The sequence below is a fragment of the Anaerobacillus alkalidiazotrophicus genome (assembly GCF_001866055.1).
The window spans coordinates 88,653-110,342 of sequence record NZ_MLQS01000024.1; the positions used below are offsets into that span (position 1 = coordinate 88,653).

Consider the following 21,690-nt stretch of genomic DNA (forward strand, 5'->3'; position numbering starts at 1 on the left):
AACCTAAAACAACAGTCTATTTTAAGAAGTTAATTTTTGTTGCTCATTCACTTTTATTTTTCACTATGATTACAGCAGTTTCCATCACCTTTGCCGCAGCAACCGTCTCCTTTTCCACCACAACAATTACTTTTTGTTCCATTTTTTCTCATCATTTTTATAAATGACACCGTCAAAATTACAAGCACTACAAAAACAAAAAAGTTTAAAGAGGTTGTTAAAATCTCCATTCTGTAATCACCTTTCCTACTTGAAATTTACATAATACAATGTTTCTTGGCAGCTCACTCTGCAGAATGTCCACTTTAAATTTCGATGGAACACTGTCCAAATTAAGCAGTTTACTTGCTGAAGAGCTCGGTTCCACTAAATTTTGTATCTTTACCTTTTAAAAAATAAGAGAAACTCAGGCAAAGAGTTTCTCTAAACAAGTCTATTAATGTACGCGGTGATCCATTGGTAATGAGAATAAATAGAAGTTTAATATACCGAAGATTAGCATTAATAAGTAGAAAGGCCATAATTGTTTAACAGACTTCTTCTCACCAATACGGTAAACTACGTACATTGACAACCAAGTCCCTAAACCTACTAAAATAAATTGTGAAATTTGCACTGCTCCATCAGAAACAATGGCTAAATCTCCTGACTTATAAACACCAAATAATCCTAGTGTATTATAATATAATGCTTTGGTTTCTGTTAGAAGGTGGAATAAGTTATGTCCTAAGTGACCTGCTAAATCGATTGGAATATAGGCATATCCAAAACGAATAAAGTTTTGCATTGTTGTTGTATCTAAATATGTTTTCGACCCTAATTTTGAAGCATACCAAAGTGTTCCAATCGGAATGATCATTGCAATAATAAAGGCGATCGTAAAGTTAACATTAAAACTACTAGTACGAGTAACTGCACCAATACCATTTAAAATTGTATCCCATACTTCAAGCATCGTCACATTTTGAACTAATACGATACCCATGATAACGGCCGCTAAAAACGACTGTTCTAGCATTGGCTTTTTAATACCCCAAAGCTCCATTGTTGGCTTACGTGGTGAAATACGGATTGAGTCGTTTGGACAGTTTTTTACACAGTCACCACAGATGTTACACTCCGCACTATTGTCCATCGTTCGAACGAACTGGAACATATTACAGCCTTCTGCTTTTTCGCTTCCCTTGTAACAAGATTGCGTTTTACAAGTTCGACAAATATCTGGATTTCCTCTTAGCTCTAGCATCCCAGATCTTGAGTAGTTACCTGCTAATCCACCAAGGAAGCAAAGTGATTTACAAAACGTCCTTCTTTCATAAAAGACAGATGTAATAATAACCATAGTTAAAAGTAATAGAAGTAAAATTCCAGATCCTCTTGGTGAGTGAACAACACCAAAAATATGATCAGCCCATGTAATCACAATAAAAGTAATATCAATTAACCAAATTCCATACTTCTTTAAAAATTTGGGCATTGGGCTTTGACTACCTACTAATCTACGAACGATGTCACTAACTTTTCCGAACGGACATACCGCACACCAGAAACGGCCAACTAAGATGAACAAGATCGGTACGATTGGCCACCAAAGTACCCAAGTCATCGCTGTACCCCAGTTTCGATGCGGATTAACGGTCCCTGTCATCAACTCAAATACGATAAGGGCGAAGAAGGCCATTCCAAGCCATTGAAAGATCCCCGGATACCACTTACTTTGAATAAATCTTTTAATAAAAGGAGTATCTAAAAAGTTATAAGGTTTTTTATCATTTGATGAAGGGAGTTTTCTCTCAGGTAATGACACTACTTTTCACCACTCTTTCTTCTTTTATTTATTTTACGAACAGCACCAAATACGATAAAGCCCCCATTTATTGCTGCAAAGGTACTTAATAATGGAATGTTCGCTCCTACTTCCTCATATTCGTGAGAATGATCATCATCCCCATGACCATCATCTTCTCCATGTCCGTGGTCATCACTCTCACCATGTCCATGATCATCGCTCTCACCATGTCCATGATCATCACCTTCTCCATGTCCATGATCATCGCTCTCACCATGTCCATGATCATCTACTTTGTCATGGCCATGACCATCATCTTCTCCATGTCCATGATCATCTACTTCAGACTGATCGTGGCTTGTCTCTTGTTCTGCTTCAGTCTGTTCATTTTCATGTGAATGTTTTCCATCTTTTTCATCAGCAAAAACTTGAAGAGGCAGCATTAACATTAAAACGAAAAATAATGACTGTAAAACCCATATTCTGTTTTTCATCTTGTTTCCTCCAAAATTTTATTGGTTACAAACAATACAATAAAGTAAAATTGTGGAGAAACATTCAAGAAAGTTTGGAGAATTTTACACAAAATTTTCAAAAGTTCGTTGATATACAAGTAACACTTTAGTGCCCATCACGTCTATCAAGAACTGCCTTAAAAACACCATTTTTTATATTTTTTTAGATTTTATAAGTCAATTAAAAAAATGTAAATATTCGGTTAAAAAACAAAAAAGCCTCTACAACGTCAATGACATCATGAGAAGCTTAAAGCTAATATTGATTTATTTGATCTAACTTTTCTAAATAAAATGCCTTAACTTTTCTAGGCAAAAAACAACGAATTTGTTCACTGTCAAAACCTACAAGTAGTCGTTTCTTATCTAACAAAATTGGACTACGTAGGATTTTGGGGTTTTCACAGATGATCGAATAAAGTTTTTTCATAGTTAACATTTCAAAATCAACCTCTAAAGTTTGATACACCTTTGAACGCTTTGCAATGATCTCATCGACTCCATCGATAGTCATTCTTACCATTTCTTTTATTTCCTCAATAGACAACCGCTCTCGGTATAGATTTTTTTCCTTAAATGTAACACCATGTTCTTCTAACCAAGCTTTTGCTTTTCTACTTGACATACAGCTTGGAGATGTAAATAAGATTAGCATTCCACCTTTTTCCTTTCATTCTACTTTTAAACTTACGTTTCAATTAACCTTGTAGTAAGTAGTAAAGTATAATTGACACTAAAGTTAGCCCACATATATACATCCACACCTTAACAATTTCATATCGAGGAATACCTGGTGGAATGATGACTTTCGTTCTTTTCTTCTGAAAATTCATGACTAGTACAATGAATAAAATTCCCACTAAACTCATCACATGGCTAACACTAATAACTCCAAACAAGAGTGGGTTTTCTCTAAAAAATTCAACAATACCCCTAATTGTTAAGAAACCTATTAAATAATGGAAAAAAACTTGGCCTTGGTATGCAGTACTTTTTAGTCTCAACCATAAATATCCAAATAAAAGATAGTTTAAAATAAACTCATATGCCTGTACTGGATGCACTAATAGTCCATCAACCTCAATTGCCCAAAATGGTTCCCCAGATGTTGGTACTCCAAAAACATCGCACCCAATTCTACTAATACCTTGAGCTAAGATAATAAATGGAGCGACGATATCTAACGTCTTCCAAATTGGAAATTGATTTTTCCGCAAAAATAAAAGTCCAACAAGCAAACCACCTAAAAGACCACCGTGGATCGATAGTCCACCATTGTGTAAAAATAAAATATCTACTGGATTAGCTAAATAATAGGAAGGATTATACACGAAAACATAGACAATTCTTGCTCCTATTACTCCACCTAAAAATGAATAGATAATACCATCTAGTAGTACTTTTTCATTTAATCCTCTACTTTTTGCAACTTTCAAAAGTAAAAAGATGGCTACTAAAGTTCCGATAGCAATCATCATCCCGAATAAATAAACCTTGATTGGTCCGATTTGAAATAACGGTTCCATCTTCTCATCTCCCCATATAAAGTGTATTTTTTTCTATAACAAAGAAATTTGATAATTGTTTATTTTCGCTACTTTGATTCTAAATGTTGCTCCATTTAGGTAATTATGAAATTCACTCATATAAAGCTAAACTAACAATCAGTGGGGGTTTTCCTTCAACCCCTACTGGTTGTTAGTGTTAAGTTATCGGAGCTTTAGAGGCTGTTAACCCCGCACCTAAACTTCTTGATTTTCTTACACTTTGAGGTGGTGGTCTTACAACCCTTAGAAGTAGGGATAATATTTGGTTGTACCTAAAGAACAGCTAGTACAAATTCACCCTACGAATAACTAGCTCTGCTTTTTTTACTATTTTTTATTGCAAGAATAAAAAGATAAATCCCCACTCCAATTAAAATTACTTTTCCCTGCCACGTCCACTGTGTAACTTGGTATACCGAGTATGACTCGATTAATAGCGCTGGAATTTTCCCAATTGTACTAGCGATCGCAAATATCAAAAATGAAACTTTGCCGATTGAACTTAGGAAAGTTACCAAGCCTGATGGAACAAAAGGTAGTAACCTTAAAGATAAGATAAAATAAAAGGCTTCTTTTCCTTCTTTCCAAAGTAGTTTTTTAGCTTTAGGATAATTCTCTAAAGTCTTGATTGAGAATTTTCTAAACCCTTTTCTATATAGTTGAAAAGCAATGATCGCTCCAATAGATTCACCTAAAAAAGAGATGAAGGTTCCTTGCCAAAAACCAAAAAAGATAATATTAGCTCCAGTTACAAAAAAGCTAGGTATAACACCAAAAATGGCTACGATTATACTAATTAAAATACTAAGCACTATTGCATAACTGGAATATTGTTCGAATAATTCTAGTAGACTTTCTTCCATCACACGCTCCGAATATAAAGGCAACCTTCCTAGTATCTAAGAAGATTGCTTGTTTTTTAATCCTTGAAGTTCTTTTGTTAATCGTTGATTTTGTTCGATAACAGTTGCCATTCTCTTTTCAAGTTCTTTTACTTCAATATCTTCTATATTTGATTTTGGATTGTCTGTATTTTTTTTAGCCACTGAGATTGCTTTCCAACAAAAAAATAAACAGATCCCTTTCATAAGGACAATTAATAGCAAGAATGTATTCACCAAACCAAACCCCACCCTTCGATTACTTTTTAGATGATAACTCTTTAATCTGTCTTTCTAATTGTTGATTTTGTTTTTCCATCAACTCTAGTTTGGCATGCAATTGTGGAATATCCGAGGAGGAGTTTTCGTTTTTATGATGGTCTCCTTTGCCACAGCAACCACCACTGCTTTTTTTCATCATTTTTCCACAAGAAAACATAAAGATGAGTAAAACAAGTAGTAAAATTATGTTCCCAAAATTAGCGCCAAAATCCATGACTCCTCACCTCTCTATCAGCTTATCTTGACCTTTTTAAACGATCGATTTCTTCTAACAGTTGTTCATTTTGTTTCATTAATTTGTTCATATTTTGATGTAGTTCTTCTGTTTTGTTTTGTTGTCCACCATCTTTACTTTGATTCCCTTTTAATATCATGAAAAATAATCCAGCCATCATTAATGGACAAATTAAGAGCGCTAAAAATGATAAGTTTTCCATTAAACATCATCCCTTCAAATTTGTTTATTAAGCGAAAAATTGTTGATCAATAGAATGTTTGAGATTACGTTCATTGTAAATAGAAATTGTTATGAAAGTATGGAAAAAGGGTGAACATTTAATGTGCTAGTTCAGATGTAGATCTCCATGGTGGTGACTATACCAAAACTGCAAGAAATATAAATCAATACTGTTCTTTTCAATTATGTATATACTATACTTGTTACGAAAAAATCCTAAAGGCAACAAACCTTTAGGATTTTTTGTAAACTATTAATCTTTTTTATGTTTCCTCAGTTTTTCATACCAAATTGAATGTCGATCTTTCACATATTCCTTGTCAACATAACCTGTAAACATTCCAGGTAGCATTTTTCGGTTAGCCTTGACGACAAAAGCCCCTAAATGCATGATAATCCCAAAGATAATCATGACGGTAGCAAGATTATGAAGTTGCGCTCCCCATAATAGAAATGCATTACTCGCTTGAACACCTTGGATATTTTTTATCACTTTAAAAATACCCGTAATAATGACTAACCCTATCGAAAAAGCAAAATATGCATACGCAAGTCTTTGTTCTGGTAAATATTTATCACTTGGCGGCTCATGTTTTCGTAAAATCATTGCTTTTATGATTTCGTACGATCCCTTTCCATCACCTTTTTTCGGGACAATATCATATTCTTTTCTCATTACGTGGTAAACGAGGTGATAAAAGACGATAAAAATGAGAACAGCTGCAAAGAAGTAATGTACGTAAAGAGTGAGGTCATACCTCGTTAACCAACCAGTACCGAATGGTTGAACAATTAAATATCTTCCATAAAGAGGCATTTGTCCAAAGCCCGTAATGATTAACATCGTAATGGAAATAGCGGTAATCCAATGGACAAGACGGTTAGAAAGAGGTTGCCTAAGAATTTTGTCCTTCTTATTCTGTTTCATGTTCATTTCCTCCTTGATCCTTTTTCCCTTTTAACGTTTTGTAGGCGGCGATCCCTGCCGTTGCTGCCCCAGCGATTGGTGCTACCAATGTCGCAAGCATCAAACCTTTTGTCGTATCAAGCATATTGCCTACTTTCGGTTCCATATTCGGTCTTCCGTCCGGGCGCTTATCTTGGCTTTGCGATTCGGATTTACTTTTTACAATGGCGTCATTAATTTTATCAAAAGGAAGTTTTGAGATGTAAAATGTTAATGTTCCACCATTTTCTTCATCACCATACACATACCCATTAATTTCAGCTGCTTTTTCATGGGCAAGCTTTCTCATCTGTTCAACTGGGCCAAATTCAATTGCACCTGTTGGACATGCAGTTTGACACGCTGGACTTTCACCTTTTACCAGTAAATCACTACACATATCGCATTTATACATGACACCACCACCTGCTAAGTCTGGCGCAAGGTGCATATAAACGCCTACACCTGCTTGACGTTGTGGAATATCCCATGGACATACGGTACGACACTTCGCTCCACCCATACAGAAAAACTCATCAATTTTCACTGCGCCTTGTTCCGTTTTACTGATTACTCCAAATGGACATAGCTTTTGACAAGGCGCATCAATACAGTGCATACAACGACGTGGTAATGAAACGGTTTCTGTCACTCCATCATGACTAACTTCAACTTGGTCAACAAATGTCCAGTTGTAAGGAGTAAGTCGGTCGGTACGATCTTGTTCTTTAGAATAATCTTCATGTCTTTTTTGTGGCCAATAATCTTTAATAGGACCTTCTGGCTGTGGAAAGCGCTCTTCGTTCTTTGTTTTACAGGCTGATACACATAACGGGGTATCATAGTTTTTACACCCATCACATTTTGTTAAGTCAATAATAGAACCAATGTAACCTTTATTATCCTCCTCTACAGCTGCAAAAACAGAGTTACTTGTCGCTGCAACGACACTAGCGGTTACCGTTGCTTGAGCCGACCTTTTTAAAAAAGTTCGCCGACTAATTTGATTTTCTTCTTTCATAAATGAGTTCCCCCTCATATCATTTTGTACCCTTACAGGTATAAGTAACTTTACTTCGTATTATACTAGAGGGGGTATGTACATACAATATAAATTTTATATATTAAATGAATTACTCTAATTCGCGCATATTTGATTCAGAATTAAGCACAAACATATGAGAATCGAGCATCACTTCTTTTTTACACATAAAGTGGGTTTCTTCATGTTTATATAGAAAGTAAAGCGACTGATTCTAGGCTATAATACAAATTTTAAAAACTATGTTGACAAAAATCAATATACCCCTTATAGTATAAATATACCCCGCGGGGTACCGACTAAAACGAACAGAAAGGAGCGAAACCAACCGTATGAAAACTTTCTATCATTTACCGCAAAAATATTTACTAATTAGTGTTCCATTAACCTTACTACTAGGGTTTATCGTTGGTACACTTGTTGATACTAGCTTTTTAAGAGAAACGATTTTAATTGCAACTATTATTATGATTTATGCAACATTGGTTGGCTTTAAATTAAAAGAATTAACCTCTCTTAAAGGCTCCAAAATTATTGGTTATTCTGTATTCATTAATTTTCTGGTCATTCCTATTATTGCTTATTTACTAGGTACTGTTTTCTTATCAGAGTACCCAATTATGTTTGCTGGTCTTGCACTAGCTGCTCTTTTACCAACAAGCGGGATGACAATTTCCTGGACCGCTCTTCAAAAAGGAAATGTTCCTGCTTCGATTAAATTAACTGTTTTCGGACTAATTATTGGATCAATCCTAACTCCGTGGTATTTATTAGCGATGATTGGTCAGTATGTAGACATTGATATTTTATTAACATTGCGTACGATTGCTCTCGTTGTCTTTTTACCTATGTTTTTAGGCCAGGTCACATTTAAATGGCTTCTAAAAAAATATACTTGGGAACAATTCCAAAAGAAAATCAAACCTAATTTTTCACCTTTAAGCATTTGGGCGATGTTATATGTTGTCTTTGTGAGTATTAGCTCACAAGCTTCGATGATCGTCTCAAACTTACAACTAATTGCCATTGCAATTGTCGTCTTACTCATTTTTTACACATTGAATTACATTATTAGTACAACAATTGCTGTAAAATTCTTAAACCGCGCTGATGGAATTGCTTTAGTCAACGGTACAGTCCTTCGTAACCTTTCAATTGCTATCGGTTTAGCTGCAACAGCTTTTGGTGCTGAAGCTGCACTAATTGTTACAATTGCCTTTGTTATTCAACAACAAAGTATTGCCTACTACGGCAAATTTGCAAATAAGTATTGGTTTAAAGAAACACAAAAAAATAAAAATTAACGATCTAAAGGAGAGGAACTTAAAATGGAAAACAAAATGAAATTAATGGTGAATGCAAAAACAGAAGGAATTACAGTAACAGCAAGAGCTGGGAAACATGAGTTTATCATAGATGAAGGGAAGCACATGGGTGGGCAAGATTTAGGTCCCAATCCACTGCAAGCAGTATTAGGTGCACTTGCAGCTTGTGAAAATGTGACAGCTCGTTTTGTCGCTCGTGAGATGAATTTTGACTTACAAGATCTTTCGTTTAAAATCAAAGGACAATTTGACCCGAGAGGATTTATGGGGGATCCAACCGTTCGTCCATATTTTGAAACAATTTCAGTAGAAGCAACGATTGCAACAAGTGAATCAGAAGATAGAGTGAAAGAACTACAAGAAAAAGTAGAAGCTCGTTGTCCTGTATACACAATGCTGAAAGCTGCAGGTGTTGAATTAACAGATGAGTGGGTAAAAGCTTAACTAGTATAGAGAAAACTAAGCCGAAAGTAACGATACCAGTTGCTTTTGGCTTAGTTTTTTATAATTTAAACGACTACCCGCTAAAGCAGGTGGATTTGGACATAAAATGTCGACGACTAAAGTCGTTTCTTAAGACTGAAGTCCTCTCAAAGTCCTACATGCTTAAGCAAACTAAAATTTGACTAAACTCATTCTTCAATCCTAAATATGTCGTTCTTTTCTTCATTAAACTGGTTTGCAATATAATTTCTAATTGTTTCTTCATCCACATTTCCTACTGTGGCACAAAAATAACCTCTTGCCCATAAATGTTGTCCCCAATATTTCTTTTTCAGTTCACGAAATTGATCCTGGAGTAGCCTAGAGGATCTTCCTTTTAGGTACTGCATGATTTTACTTGGAGCAAGACTTGGTGGACATGATAACAATAAGTGGATGTGATCTTTTCCAACACTTCCTTGTAAAATGGTGATGCCTCTCGCTTCGCATCCTTGCCTGATTAGCTCTCGTGTTCTTATGGCAATCGGACCATATAATACTTTATATCTGTATTTTGTTACCCAGATTACATGATATTTGATATCATAAACTGCATGACTATTCTTTTTATAGCCGTCCATACTTTTCACCTCACAACTTAAGTATGGACATNGTGGACATGATAACAATAAGTGGATGTGATCTTTTCCAACACTTCCTTGTAAAATGGTGATGCCTCTCGCTTCGCATCCTTGCCTGATTAGCTCTCGTGTTCTTATGGCAATCGGACCATATAATACTTTATATCTGTATTTTGTTACCCAGATTACATGATATTTGATATCATAAACTGCATGACTATTCTTTTTATAGCCGTCCATACTTTTCACCTCACAACTTAAGTATGGACATCGAAGTGTAAAGCTAAAAGCGTATACCGTCTAAAGACGGTGGAGTTAGACCACGCATTTGGAAATTAAAGTTTCATTTAAATTTTTTTAGGGTAAAAGACTCCCACCTCTAAGCGTAGCGTAGGTGGGATTTTCCAATCAGGTGGAGTAGACTCACCACCTGATTTTCCGATGTTTCAGCTTGCTGAAACGAGTTCATCGTATTACCCCTAAAGCTAAACCTCTACCTAATGGGGAGACATCAGTTCATAGAATGGGTATAATAAAATCAAACAATAAAAACTAGGAGATAATTTATCATGTATCGCAATTTAGAAGAATGTATCGTTGATTTAGAGAAACACGGTCATTTAATTCGCATTCGTGAAGAAGTTGACCCTTACCTTGAAATGGCGGCAATCCACTTAAAGGTTTATGCTGTTGGTGGACCGGCATTATTATTCGAAAATGTTAAAGGTTCTAAGTTTCGCGCAGTATCGAATTTGTTTGGAACCGTTGAGAGAAGTAAATTTATGTTTCGCAAAACATTTGATTCTGTTCAAAATGTAGTTGCCTTACGTAACGATCCTATGAAAGCGTTAAAAAATCCATTTGCTCACATGAGTACTGGTCTAGCTGCATCAAAAGCACTTCCGATGAAAAAATCGAATAGTTTACCAGTTAGTAGTCAAGAAATCAACATCTCTGATCTACCGTTGATCCATCATTGGCCTGATGATGGTGGTGCTTTTGTTACCTTGCCACAAGTGTATAGTGAAGATCCGGCAAAACCAGGAATTATGAACGCAAATTTAGGAATGTACCGTGTTCAACTTAGCGGAAATGAATATGAGCTAAATAAAGAAATTGGCCTGCACTATCAAATCCACCGTGGAATTGGTGTTCATCAGGAACGCGCCAATCGACTTGGAAAACCTCTAAAAGTAAGTATCTTTATAGGTGGACCACCGGCTCATACATTAGCTGCGGTTATGCCACTACCAGAAGGATTAAGTGAAATGACGTTTGCTGGTTTGTTAGCTGGGCAACGTTTTCGTTATAGCTATACTGATGGTTATTGCATTAGTAATGATGCAGATTTTGTGATTACTGGTGAAATTCATCCTGGTGAAACAAAACCAGAGGGGCCATTTGGTGATCATTTAGGATATTACAGTTTAACTCACGATTTTCCGTTAATGAAAATACATAAAGTGTACGCGAAGCCTAATGCAATCTGGCCGTTTACTGTAGTCGGACGACCCCCACAAGAAGATACATCATTTGGAGACTTGATCCATGAATTAACGGGAGATGCCATTCCAAATGAAATTCCAGGTGTAAAAGAAGTCCATGCAGTCGATGCTGCTGGGGTTCATCCATTACTTTTTGCCATTGGTAGTGAGCGTTACACCCCTTACCAAACGGTAAAACAACCACAAGAATTACTAACGATTGCTAATCGTATTTTAGGAACTGGGCAACTGAGCTTGGCTAAGTATCTCTTTATTACAGCTGAAGACAAACAAACGTTAGATACACATAAAGAGGTAGAGTTCTTATCTTATATTTTGGAACGATTGGATCTCCACAGAGATATTCATTTCCAAACAAATACGACGATTGATACGCTTGATTATTCTGGAACCGGGTTGAACACAGGTAGTAAAGTTGTTTTTGCTGCTTATGGTGATAAACTAAGGGACTTATGTACGGAAATCCCTGAAAATCTAAAAGGCTTACGAGAGTTCACAAATCCACGTTTAGTCATGCCTGGTGTCGTTGCCATTCAAGGTCCAAAGTTTTCAAGTTATGCAATTGGCGAAAAAGAAATGAATGACTTATCAAAAGCTATTCAAGAAAAAGGACAAATGCCAACTTGTCCGATGATTATCCTTTGTGACGATAGTGAGTTCCTCAGTGAAACAATGAGTAATTTCTTATGGGCTACATTTACGAGGAGTAATCCGTCACATGACATTTATGGTGTGAATAGTTATTATGAGTTCAAACATTGGGCATGTGACAACATGATTATTGATGCTCGTACAAAACCACATCACGCACCACCATTAATTCCAGACCAAACTGTTGAAAAGAACATTGAGCGCTTCTTTGTTAAAGGAGCAAGTTTGGAAAGTGTAAAGATATAGTTTATTCAAATAATAAATCACCTCGCAAACTATTGTTAGAGGTGATTTTTTTCATTCATTTGTAATTTTTCATAATTTCAAAAAACGACCTACAATTATATCTAGAAACTACTTTATTAGTGGGAGAATAATGAAATTATTGATATTTATGATTTCTTATTCTGATAGAATAAGAAAAACAATGGCCAGAGCGTGTGGTGTTTCTCCTCAGAAATCTTAGTATCACGCTCTTCTTTTCCTGTATCGAAGTTACTAAGTAACTGATATAGCCACTTATCGCCTTCTTGTACCTCAACTAGACCTTTTTCTTCGTCAGGTGGCAAGTCTACTATCTGTTGAATGTCGGTATCTTCCCTCTCATTATTTAAACTTCTTGCCGACTGTAAACTAAAGAGTCGCTTATAAAATATGTGGTAATAGTGAAAAAACGGGTTTGAATTCATAACAAATCCTCCTCGTTAGTCTATTACGTTATCTTATGTTTTGTATGGATAAAGGTTCATGAGCGCTACCAAAATAACAAACTTAAAATTTTACCAAATTTATCCTGACTACGATAAGTAGAAAAAGCAAATATTTAAGTTAGTAAAAACAATTGTAGGTGAGATAAATATATGAAAAAGCGGCTTTTCCTATTCCTATTTCTTTTTTCGTTTCTACCACAAACTACATATGCCAGTGAAGCTCCAGTTTCACTTATCGTAAAATCTTCAAGTACATCTTCGTATCACTCTTTATTAAAGATTGAATCTGATTTATTATTTAATGAAATTTTGAATGCACAACCAATGCAAAAGGTAGCTGACGTCCCAGTTTCCAATCATTATATAGTCGTTGATATAAATGGAATTATGGTGATCTATACGATCGATGACTATGGAAATGTCTATGATTTACAACAAAAACAAAAAATACATTTTTCTCCTAAGACAGTGACAAAATTGAAGACTTACTTTAACGTTCTACAACGTAAGCATTTTGGACAACTTGCTGATTGGGAAGAGGTAAAAAATCGGATCCCGAAATATTCAAAGTTCAGGATCACAGATTTAGAAACTGGGTTAAGTTTTCATGCACAGCGGAGGGCTGGAAGTCGCCATGCAGATGTTCAACCACTATCGAGAACCGATACAAAAATTATGAAGGAAATCTATGATGGAACATGGAGTTGGAAAAGAAAGGCAATACTTGTCCACGTTGATAACGAAGTCTTTGCTGCATCTATGCACGGGATGCCTCACGGAAAAGGTGCGATTCCAAACGGATTTCCAGGACACTTTTGTATCCACTTTAAAGGAAGTACAGTTCACAAAACGAAAAAACAAGAACTCTCTCATCAAGTGATGGTTTATAAAGCAGCGGGACAACTTACATCATTTGTGAAGCAGTTGTCAGCTGAAGAGATTGTTGAGTTATTTTTTATTGCATGTAACCAAAGCGATCTCGACTTATTAAAACTTATTTACAATGACGATGTTGAAAAGTTTCGTCCTATTATGAAAAACATTGAGCAAATCAAAATATCAAAGCAACATGAACCTATTAAAGATGGAGCCCTCGAATTTGAACTACCTATTCAATTTAGTATCAAAGAATACGGGAAGAAAAAAATTGATGCCACCTTTACTTTCCAATTATTTCGAGTCTCTCCAACAAGTGAATGGAAAGTTGTAAATGCTCCGTTTGAATGATGTGAAGAAAAACCAATGCTTTAATAAGAAAAATACCCTATAGGAGGCATTCATTTCAAAATGTCTACTCTATAGGGTACATTTATCCCACTCTTAAGGGGCAGTAAGAACCCCACTGATTGAAGTTCAGCTTTATTGTCAACGGAAACTTATTTCTATTTCAAACACTCTATAAAATTATTCTTTACTAGCTAGCCACCTGCATGTTAACTTCTGACTCATAAGTTAACTTTGCGAATTTATTATTAGAGACTGTTTGTTGGTTTTGTAACCATCCAGAAATCCCAAACATCGTAGCAAGCATAGCTACCATCGCTCCCATTACTGGCCCCATACTAGTCTTATAACCATCTGGTAATATTCCGTCAATATTAGCAGCGATTACAGAAATAAGAGCTATAGCAAAGAGTGCATATACAATTTTATCCGATATGTTAATTCCATAAATTGGTTCATCGTTTTTATATTGATCGAAGCTTAACATGCTGCCACCATTTAGAGTTAGTACTGCTACTACGTATCCTAAAACAAATGGAGCATAACGAGTAAATCCAATCAAAATTAAGACCGTTAACATTATCGCGATCAGTTTACTAGCTAAACGTGTACGTATACCAAGTATGAACATAACCGCAACAGCTGTTTGAATGATTGCGAAAGCAATTGCCCAAAAGCTTGCGAAAGGTAAAAATGCTAATTCTACAATCGAACCAAATACTCCCCAATGCTGCTCAACGATAAATTGGAAAACCTCAGCTAATTGCTCACCAGAGCCCCAACCTGGTAAACCGTTCACAGCTGGTACTTCTCTGACAAATATCTCATGCAATAATCGGTATCCTAACCAAATTCTTAATAATGAAGTTGTAAGAGCGATTTTACTCATACCTTCACGGAAAACAAACATCCCATAAGCTGTAAATCCAAATAGTACAGCTAAGTCCGTACTAACCATTGTTATTTTTCCAGTTTCGATTACATTAGCTTTTAATAAATAATAAAATGCTAAGATCCCACAAACAGAAGCAATTACTTTTCTCATTTTTGGTGTGATGAAATCAAATGTAATCAACGACTTTATCAACTTAGCGGAGCCCGTTTTTACATTTTCATATTTATTCATTAACCAACCATCTACTCCATAGTACAAGCCAGCATTTGTAAACAGTACAAACAAATGTCCTATCGTGAAAAATGGTGGAATTCTTGAATTTCCTAAAAAGTAAATAAATAAATCCATTCCTAGTCCTAGTAACGCCATTGGTCTATTAAATAATCCAAAAATAAATGCTAACGCTAATAAAATTTGCACTGCTGTAGCAAATGCACTCAAAGCAACAGCATTAGGATAAAATATGTTTTCTAACACCCAACCAAACCAATTCCAAGTTCCTGCTTCTATTCCTGCGTTCCCTTGCTCAATTAAATAACTTCCCGCTTCCGGACCAAACCACCCTGGATGGGGACCTGAGGTAAAACTTCCTGTTTTCCAGTTATGACCGATCGTTACTTCGTATAACCAGTAACCACCTAAAAAGATACGGACAAAAGCAACCCAAGGAAACATTCTCGCATTATCTAACATCTTTGTTTTCATTTTATTTGCCTCCTTATATAAATTCTTTTAACTTATACATTTATTATGAAACAAATGCTTTGGTTTCTTTAGAGGCTTTACCCCTTACTTTGTCAGGAAAAATAACACGAAAGAACAAGGACAATTGTCCTTAAAGCATGAAAAAATGTCCTTGAATTTCAAGGACATTTACTCAAAGAGCTTGTGTTTATGACAATACGTAGCTGCTTCTACACGATTGTTTACATTTAACTTTGACAATACGGTACTAACGTAATTACGAACGGTTTTCTCTACCAAGTGCATTTCAACTGCAATTTCTTTGTTCGTTAATCCTCTTGAAAGTAGTTTTAATACTTCCTTTTCTTGTTTCGTTAAATCTTTTAGTATTTGGTGTTCTTCCGTCATTCCTTTCATTTTCCGAAAAACCTTTGCGGTAATCTCTGGATCTAACAAAGACTTACCTTCTGCAACTAATTTAATCGAACGAATTAATTCTTTACTATCTAAACCTTTTAATAAGTAGCCACTAGCTCCAGCCATAATAGAATTAAAGATGGATTCATCTTCAGCAAAGGAGCTTAGCATGATAATATTTACTTCTGGAAGTTTCTCTTTAATTTTTTGGCAGGCTATGATTCCACTGTCTTTTGAAACACTTGCTTCCATCGACAATTTTACATCCATTAAAATAACATCTGGCTTTAAACGTATTGCCTGTGTAATAGCTTCTTCTTCCATACTTGCTTCTCCAACCACTTCAAATTCTGGCTGCAATTGTAATAAACTAATTAATCCAAGTCTAACTACCTCGTGATCATCGACAATCAACAACTTGACCATTTAAGCGCCCTCTCCTTCTACTGGAACTTTAATAAAAATGTTCGTCCCTTTCTTTTTATGAGACTTTAATTTTAATTGACCGTTTATGGCTTGAACTCGTTCTTTCATGTTTTTTAAACCTTGTTTTGATCCTAAGCTATTTTTTTCTTTTGACAGTATTGAGTTTGTAGAAAACCCGATTCCATCATCTTTGATTTCAATAATAAGTAAATCATCTTTCCCACTAATATGAACGACTAATGTAGTTGCTTGGGCATGCTTAATTACATTTGTTACCGCCTCTTTAATAATGTGTGAAATATGATATTTAATTTTTATCGGAATTTCATATCCTTTGTAATCGTAATGAAAAGTAAAATCAATGATTTCGTCAATATTTAATTCTTCAAAAACTTCTTCAACCCGACTTTTTAATGTTTGTTTTTTTTCAGTAGATCTTCGTAACTCACCAATATAGCTTCGAATCTGTGTAATAATTAGATTTCTTTTTTCTAAACAAACATCTAACTTCTCTTTAGCCATTTCAGGATCTCTATCCAGTAAATGCTTTACAACATCCAATTGTAGGTTCATCGCATACATTGATTGAATAATGCCATCATGTAGATCCTGAGCAAAACGGTTTCTCTCTTCATAAACCGCTTTTTCTTTATGACTTTCTCTCAGTCGTTCAAGGTACTCTTGATCAAAAACTTGGATTAATTTAAGAACGGAAATAGTCATTAATAATCCACTAGTTGCACGAATAAGTTCAATTGGGATCCCTGTAACTTGAAAGAATATTTTAGAATTAATGATTCCAGCAAAATACACAGGACCTTCTGGAACGAACAAACCTCCTGCAATCCCATAAATAAAGAAAGAAGTACTTGCAAGCGTTAAAACTTTAATAAACTGTTTATGACCAAAGTCAATAAACTCTTGCTTTTGAATATAAATTCCATAGCCTGTTAAAAGCGCCCCAGGTAAAGCAAAAAGATATCTTGACCAAATATCACTAACTCTGNCCCATAATAGTTCATTTTCTGGGATAGTAAAGAGTGTATGGTAAGTTAGAAATTGAGTAAGCCAAAGAAAAAATAAAACAACCGGTAAATATTTTAGTTTTTCCGGTATTTTTTTTGTAAGTATTAAGAGTGAGAGACCGAACTGTAATAAGAACACAAATGAAGCGGTATTAATGATAATCCTAATTATTTTTAAAGTCATGTAAACTTCTGGACTTGAATAATCCCTTTGTAAAGGAATAAATAAGTGTCCCCAATCTGCGATTGCATGGATAAGTCCGAAAAGCGCTAGCCATTTCAATGCTTTCACTAATTTGAAACGGCTATGTTGTTTATTTTTCAATAAAATTCCAAACCCCATTAAAAAAAAGATCATTCCATAAAGAAAGATAATAATAATTGTATTTAACTCGAAAAAGCTTGCCAAAAGCAAAACTCCTTTTTAACTTTCATTTTTTTAGTTTATTGTTCACGAACCGTATTTCTATTTTTATCTTTCACCACTCTCTTTGTCATTTTAATCGAAATAATATCATTACTTGCATAACGCTAGTATTTTTTTGCACTCCTTTATTAAATTGTACAAAATTAATAGCAAATTATCTCCCTTTTATTCTTTTTACAAAAAAACGTCACCAAAACTTCAATAGATTAATCTAAAAAGTAACCTATAATTGATAATAATAATCACTAGATCGCACTTTTGTTCATCCTTGTATTTAGTAATTTATCCCACTCTTAATGGGCAGTAATACCCCCAATGATTGAAGTTCATCTTTATAAGAAGGAGGTTTAGCTATGTTGTTGTCATTATTAAAACGCGGGCAAAAAGGAATTGTTTCTAAGATTGATCACCCTACATTACGAATTGAAGCACTTCGCTTTGGTATCGGTGTTGGCCAAAGTATTGAATGTTGTGAAGTCATTCCTGCAGGTCCCATCATTATTCGAAAAGGAAATCAAGAAATTGCCATTGGAAGAGAGTTGGCTAACGTCATCACCATTTCCAAACAAGTTTAGAAAGGTGGAGTAAAGATTGAATTGTCATTGTACACCATTACCATTAAAGAAAGAACCTCATTCTGAATGGATCGCTTTAGTGGGAAATCCAAACGTAGGGAAATCCGTTATTTTTCATGCATTAACGAATATTTACGTGGATGTCTCTAATTTCCCTGGAACAACACTAGATTTATATCATGGAAAACTAAATAATGACCTTATCATTGACAGTCCGGGGATTTACGGATTTTCATCGTTTAATGATGAGGAACGAGTTGCGCGCGATTTCATCATTCAAGCTGATCGTATTATCAACGTTATTAATGCAACAAATATTGAAAGAGATTTGTTTTTAACACAGCATTTAATTGATACCGGAAAACCTGTCGTAGTTGTTTTAAATATGATCGACGAAGCAAAAAAACAAGGAATTGAGATTGATTCCAACAAGTTATCACAAAAATTAGGTGTACCTGTTGTCGAAGTTGTAGCGATTAAAGGAACCGGAATTGAAACCTTGAAAAAAACGATAAAAACTGCCAAACCAGGGAATGCTACTCCTTTAGTCTTAGAGCAATTAAAAGAAGTCAGTGAGATTGAAGCAAATCAAGCCGAAAAGTTACTTTTGCTAGAAGGTGATTCGACCATTTCTGAACAGTTGCCAGTTAACGTACCTTCTCAATTAGAAACGATCTATACCGCTCGACGTAAACATGTAGACAATCTCACTCTCGGTATCGTTCAAAAAAACGATACTACTTCGAAAATAGGTACAATCATTGGACGTGCGTTAATCCGCCCACTTTATGGAATTCCTTTTTTAATCTTGATGTTATTTTTAATGTATCAAGTCATCGGTGTATTTGTAGCTGAAGGGGTTATTGAAATCACTGAGGACATTATTATGGGAGAATATTATGAACCCTTTATTGTTTCTCTGTTTACTGAAACCTTAAACATTAGTGAAGAGGGGATACTCGGTAGCTTTTTAGTTGGTGAATTCGGATTATTAACGATGACCATTATTTACGTATTAGGTCTTATTTTACCGTTAGTATTTAGTTTTTATTTATTTTTAGCTATTTTTGAAGACAGTGGTTATTTACCGAGGTTAGCTACGTTAGTCGATCGTCTTATGCAAAATATCGGTTTAAATGGGCGTGCGATTATTCCTATGATCTTAGGGTTAGGCTGTGTCACAATGGCTACCTTAACAACAAGACTTTTAGGAAGTAAGCGTGAAAAACGAATTGCCATCTACTTATTAGGTCTTGCCATTCCTTGTTCAGCTCAGCTAGCAGTCATCTTTGCTTTACTCGCTGGAGTTGGCACTAGCTATACTATTTTATACTTTTTAGTACTCTTACTTATTTTAGTTATTGTAGGCCAAATTTTGGATGCTGCCTTAAAAGGAGAAGCTACTTCCTTACTCATCGATATTCCTCCTATGAGGGTGCCAAGACCAGTGAATGTACTGAAAAAAACGACGATTAAAACCGTTCATTTTTTAAAGGAAGCTACACCTTTGTTTGCCATTGGTGCCATTATTATTACAGCATTACAAACTACAGGGATTTTAGAGAAAATTTCTGCATTCTTAAGACCGTTAACGGTGAATTGGCTTGGCTTACCAGCTGAAGCGTCAACCGCTTTTATTATGGGAATTGTTCGACGTGACTTTGGTGCAGCTGGTTTAAATGATTTATCTTTAACGGCAGTTCAAACCGTTGTTGCATTATTAACGATTACTTTATTTGTTCCTTGTATTGCTTCTGTTTTAATCATTTTTAAAGAACGCGCGAAAAAAGAAGCTCTAATTATGTGGCTTAGTACGTTTGGCGTCAGTTTTGTTGTCGGTGGTACCCTTTTTAAAATACTTTCAATGGCCCATAATTTATCTGAACCAGTACAAGTATTAGTCACGATTCTATTCTTTGTTGTTTTAAGTTTAGTCATCAAGTTTGCGATCCGTGTTATTACCGTAAAAGGAAGTGTTCAGGGGGATGAATACAAAAAATCAGCCTAAGACCATTACTTGCTCAACATGTAGATTAACAATATCTTCTGCTATGTTAAAGTGCCCGCGTTGTAATACGTTGTTAATTAGACTTGAGAGCTGCACAGGAAGCTGTTTAAGTTGCTTTGTGGATCGTACGGATCAGTGTAAGCCTAGATTGTAGGTTAAAACAAATTAATGCAATCTGAGTGGGCTAAAATTAGCGTAACTCTATCCATTTCAATTAATAAAGCTGAACTTCAATCAGTGGGGGTTTTCCTTCATCCCCCACTGATTGTTAGTTCAACTTATACCACGGGCATAAGAATAACTAATCATCAGCTTCACTGATGAAAGTTATTCTATATCGGACCTTTAGGGGCAGTTTATCCCCCACCTAAACTTCTCGATTTTCTTAAGTTTTGAGGTGGGGGTCTTACTTGCCCCTTAAGAGTGGGATAAAAAATATTAAATTTTTACTTTTCGACAAGGTTAGAAAAATTATTCATAGTTTTTTGTAAAAGTTTTGAGGCAGTTTGTACTAAATTTTGCACTGTGAGGGTGTACTTTCTCGTGATTAGCTTTTGGACGTTTGTTAAGGAGGGGGTGCGGACTCTGAGTACGTTATTTTAAGAATTCCATCAATTTTTTGCCATTTTCGGACCGTGGTTCCGCTATTTGCTTAAATCCTTTAAGAAATGACACTCATCATACAAAATAAAGGATCTGATGTCCGATAACTTCCAAGAATCGCGCGTTTTATTGAAATAACGGAACTGGTGTCCACTTAATCAATCTTTTGAAGTGATATGAGCACCATCACAAGCCTTTGCTCTATATCCGTCTAACTTTTTCATTAAACTTACCTCCAATTCATTTTATTGTTTCTACTTAATAATTATACTGTATTAAAAACAGTTAACCAAAGAATCGAGAACCAAAAAAATTTGATGTTTTTTATTTTCGAAACTTTTCAATATGACTTTGGTGTTCTTTGCTATTTTAGATTATTCTTCTAGGAATGCTTTAGTTTGTTAAGTAACATATTATTTTTTCTTCTTTTCATCAAATTTAAATGGTTCTACGTCAAATGTTGGGGTAGATAGATCTTAGGCTACCGCGCTACGCTTGGTGGCCTTATCATTTTTCGAGGGAATTCCCTCGAAAAATGATAAGGGTTTTATACTAAAGCCTACTATCCGACATGAGACCCTATTCTTTTATACTGATGTGACAATAATATTTTCGCTCGGAACCGATCAAAATTTCTAAAGCCAAAAGCATTTCTTTTTAAGACTTTTGTAGAATTATTTATCCCTTCCAAA

General features: G+C 35.2%; 22 protein-coding genes and 1 pseudogene. 6 read left to right on the top strand and 17 right to left on the bottom strand.

Annotated elements, in window-relative coordinates:
• Positions 1-436 precede the first annotated feature (436 nt).
• The 10 genes from BKP45_RS15345 to BKP45_RS15390 all read right to left on the bottom strand — a co-directional run bounded on the left by BKP45_RS15345 (position 437) and on the right by BKP45_RS15390 (position 7,438).
• A complete protein-coding gene (locus tag BKP45_RS15345) occupies positions 437-1,807 on the bottom strand; it encodes a 4Fe-4S binding protein (protein WP_071390574.1) in 1,371 nt (456 codons plus the stop codon).
• Complete coding sequence (locus BKP45_RS22670) at positions 1,807-2,283, bottom strand: hypothetical protein (protein ID WP_071390575.1); 477 nt, start codon at positions 2,281-2,283, stop codon at positions 1,807-1,809. The genes BKP45_RS15345 and BKP45_RS22670 overlap by 1 nt, the downstream gene beginning before the upstream one ends.
• 277 nt (positions 2,284-2,560) lie before the next feature.
• Positions 2,561-2,959 carry a transcriptional regulator Spx gene (gene spx / locus BKP45_RS15355; protein ID WP_071390576.1) on the bottom strand — a complete coding sequence of 133 codons (399 nt, stop codon included), beginning with the start codon at positions 2,957-2,959 and terminating at the stop codon, positions 2,561-2,563.
• Between the two features lie 43 nt (positions 2,960-3,002).
• Positions 3,003-3,830: a prolipoprotein diacylglyceryl transferase gene (lgt, locus tag BKP45_RS15360; RefSeq protein WP_071390577.1), complete on the bottom strand. Its 828-nt coding sequence runs from the start codon at positions 3,828-3,830 to the stop codon at positions 3,003-3,005.
• A gap of 320 nt (positions 3,831-4,150) precedes the next feature.
• Entirely contained in the window at positions 4,151-4,714 is a 564-nt protein-coding gene (locus BKP45_RS15365; protein ID WP_071390578.1) for a TVP38/TMEM64 family protein, read from the bottom strand.
• Between the two features lie 36 nt (positions 4,715-4,750).
• Positions 4,751-4,969 carry a hypothetical protein gene (locus tag BKP45_RS15370; protein WP_071390598.1) on the bottom strand — a complete coding sequence of 73 codons (219 nt, stop codon included), beginning with the start codon at positions 4,967-4,969 and terminating at the stop codon, positions 4,751-4,753.
• Positions 4,970-4,991: 22 nt separating this feature from the next.
• Complete coding sequence (locus BKP45_RS15375) at positions 4,992-5,228, bottom strand: hypothetical protein (RefSeq protein WP_071390579.1); 237 nt, start codon at positions 5,226-5,228, stop codon at positions 4,992-4,994.
• Between the two features lie 22 nt (positions 5,229-5,250).
• Entirely contained in the window at positions 5,251-5,451 is a 201-nt protein-coding gene (locus BKP45_RS15380) for a hypothetical protein (RefSeq protein WP_071390580.1), read from the bottom strand.
• 273 nt (positions 5,452-5,724) lie between these two features.
• Positions 5,725-6,399 carry a formate dehydrogenase subunit gamma gene (locus BKP45_RS15385; protein ID WP_071390581.1) on the bottom strand — a complete coding sequence of 225 codons (675 nt, stop codon included), beginning with the start codon at positions 6,397-6,399 and terminating at the stop codon, positions 5,725-5,727.
• Positions 6,386-7,438 carry a 4Fe-4S dicluster domain-containing protein gene (locus tag BKP45_RS15390; RefSeq protein ID WP_071390582.1) on the bottom strand — a complete coding sequence of 351 codons (1,053 nt, stop codon included), beginning with the start codon at positions 7,436-7,438 and terminating at the stop codon, positions 6,386-6,388. The genes BKP45_RS15385 and BKP45_RS15390 overlap by 14 nt, the downstream gene beginning before the upstream one ends.
• A gap of 353 nt (positions 7,439-7,791) precedes the next feature.
• On the opposite strand from BKP45_RS15390, the gene BKP45_RS15395 reads away from it, so the two are divergent.
• Together BKP45_RS15395 and BKP45_RS15400 are read left to right on the top strand one after the other, a co-directional pair.
• Positions 7,792-8,763, top strand: coding sequence for an arsenic resistance protein (locus BKP45_RS15395; RefSeq protein WP_071390583.1), 972 nt, complete (start codon positions 7,792-7,794; stop codon positions 8,761-8,763).
• 24 nt (positions 8,764-8,787) lie between these two features.
• Positions 8,788-9,228 carry an OsmC family protein gene (locus BKP45_RS15400; protein WP_071390584.1) on the top strand — a complete coding sequence of 147 codons (441 nt, stop codon included), beginning with the start codon at positions 8,788-8,790 and terminating at the stop codon, positions 9,226-9,228.
• Between the two features lie 188 nt (positions 9,229-9,416).
• On the opposite strand, the gene tnpA (BKP45_RS23070) is transcribed toward BKP45_RS15400, so the two are convergent.
• Positions 9,417-9,848: an IS200/IS605 family transposase gene (tnpA, locus tag BKP45_RS23070; protein ID WP_071390599.1), complete on the bottom strand. Its 432-nt coding sequence runs from the start codon at positions 9,846-9,848 to the stop codon at positions 9,417-9,419.
• 12 nt (positions 9,849-9,860) lie between these two features.
• Positions 9,861-10,088: pseudogene (tnpA, locus tag BKP45_RS23075) on the bottom strand (IS200/IS605 family transposase); the annotation flags it as partial.
• A 329-nt stretch (positions 10,089-10,417) separates the two neighbouring features.
• On the opposite strand from tnpA (BKP45_RS23075), the gene BKP45_RS15410 reads away from it, so the two are divergent.
• Positions 10,418-12,250, top strand: coding sequence for a UbiD family decarboxylase (locus BKP45_RS15410; protein ID WP_071390585.1), 1,833 nt, complete (start codon positions 10,418-10,420; stop codon positions 12,248-12,250).
• Positions 12,251-12,396: 146 nt separating this feature from the next.
• On the opposite strand, the gene BKP45_RS15415 is transcribed toward BKP45_RS15410, so the two are convergent.
• Positions 12,397-12,693 carry a hypothetical protein gene (locus BKP45_RS15415; RefSeq protein ID WP_071390586.1) on the bottom strand — a complete coding sequence of 99 codons (297 nt, stop codon included), beginning with the start codon at positions 12,691-12,693 and terminating at the stop codon, positions 12,397-12,399.
• 171 nt (positions 12,694-12,864) lie between these two features.
• On the opposite strand from BKP45_RS15415, the gene BKP45_RS15420 reads away from it, so the two are divergent.
• Positions 12,865-13,941, top strand: a complete 1,077-nt coding sequence (locus BKP45_RS15420) for a hypothetical protein (protein WP_084788019.1) — start codon at positions 12,865-12,867, stop codon at positions 13,939-13,941.
• Positions 13,942-14,128: 187 nt separating this feature from the next.
• Here the strand turns inward: BKP45_RS15420 and BKP45_RS15425 are convergent, their stop codons facing one another.
• The 3 genes from BKP45_RS15425 to BKP45_RS15435 all read right to left on the bottom strand — a co-directional run bounded on the left by BKP45_RS15425 (position 14,129) and on the right by BKP45_RS15435 (position 17,743).
• Positions 14,129-15,538, bottom strand: a complete 1,410-nt coding sequence (locus tag BKP45_RS15425; RefSeq protein WP_071390587.1) for a hypothetical protein — start codon at positions 15,536-15,538, stop codon at positions 14,129-14,131.
• A 168-nt stretch (positions 15,539-15,706) separates the two neighbouring features.
• Positions 15,707-16,360 (bottom strand): response regulator, encoded by a 654-nt coding sequence (locus BKP45_RS15430; protein ID WP_071390588.1) that lies wholly within the window; start codon positions 16,358-16,360, stop codon positions 15,707-15,709.
• Entirely contained in the window at positions 16,361-17,743 is a 1,383-nt protein-coding gene (locus tag BKP45_RS15435; RefSeq protein ID WP_456061773.1) for a sensor histidine kinase, read from the bottom strand.
• 422 nt (positions 17,744-18,165) lie between these two features.
• Between BKP45_RS15435 and BKP45_RS15440 the strand changes: the two genes are divergently transcribed.
• The gene (locus tag BKP45_RS15440; RefSeq protein WP_071390590.1) at positions 18,166-18,387 is read left to right on the top strand and encodes a FeoA family protein; all 222 of its coding nucleotides are present in this window, start codon (positions 18,166-18,168) and stop codon (positions 18,385-18,387) included.
• Between the two features lie 16 nt (positions 18,388-18,403).
• Positions 18,404-20,395, top strand: coding sequence for a ferrous iron transport protein B (feoB, locus tag BKP45_RS15445; RefSeq protein ID WP_071390591.1), 1,992 nt, complete (start codon positions 18,404-18,406; stop codon positions 20,393-20,395).
• Positions 20,396-21,560: 1,165 nt separating this feature from the next.
• On the opposite strand, the gene BKP45_RS21735 is transcribed toward feoB, so the two are convergent.
• The coding region (locus tag BKP45_RS21735; RefSeq protein WP_139193806.1) for a transposase at positions 21,561-21,690 on the bottom strand (130 nt) is incomplete at its 5' end.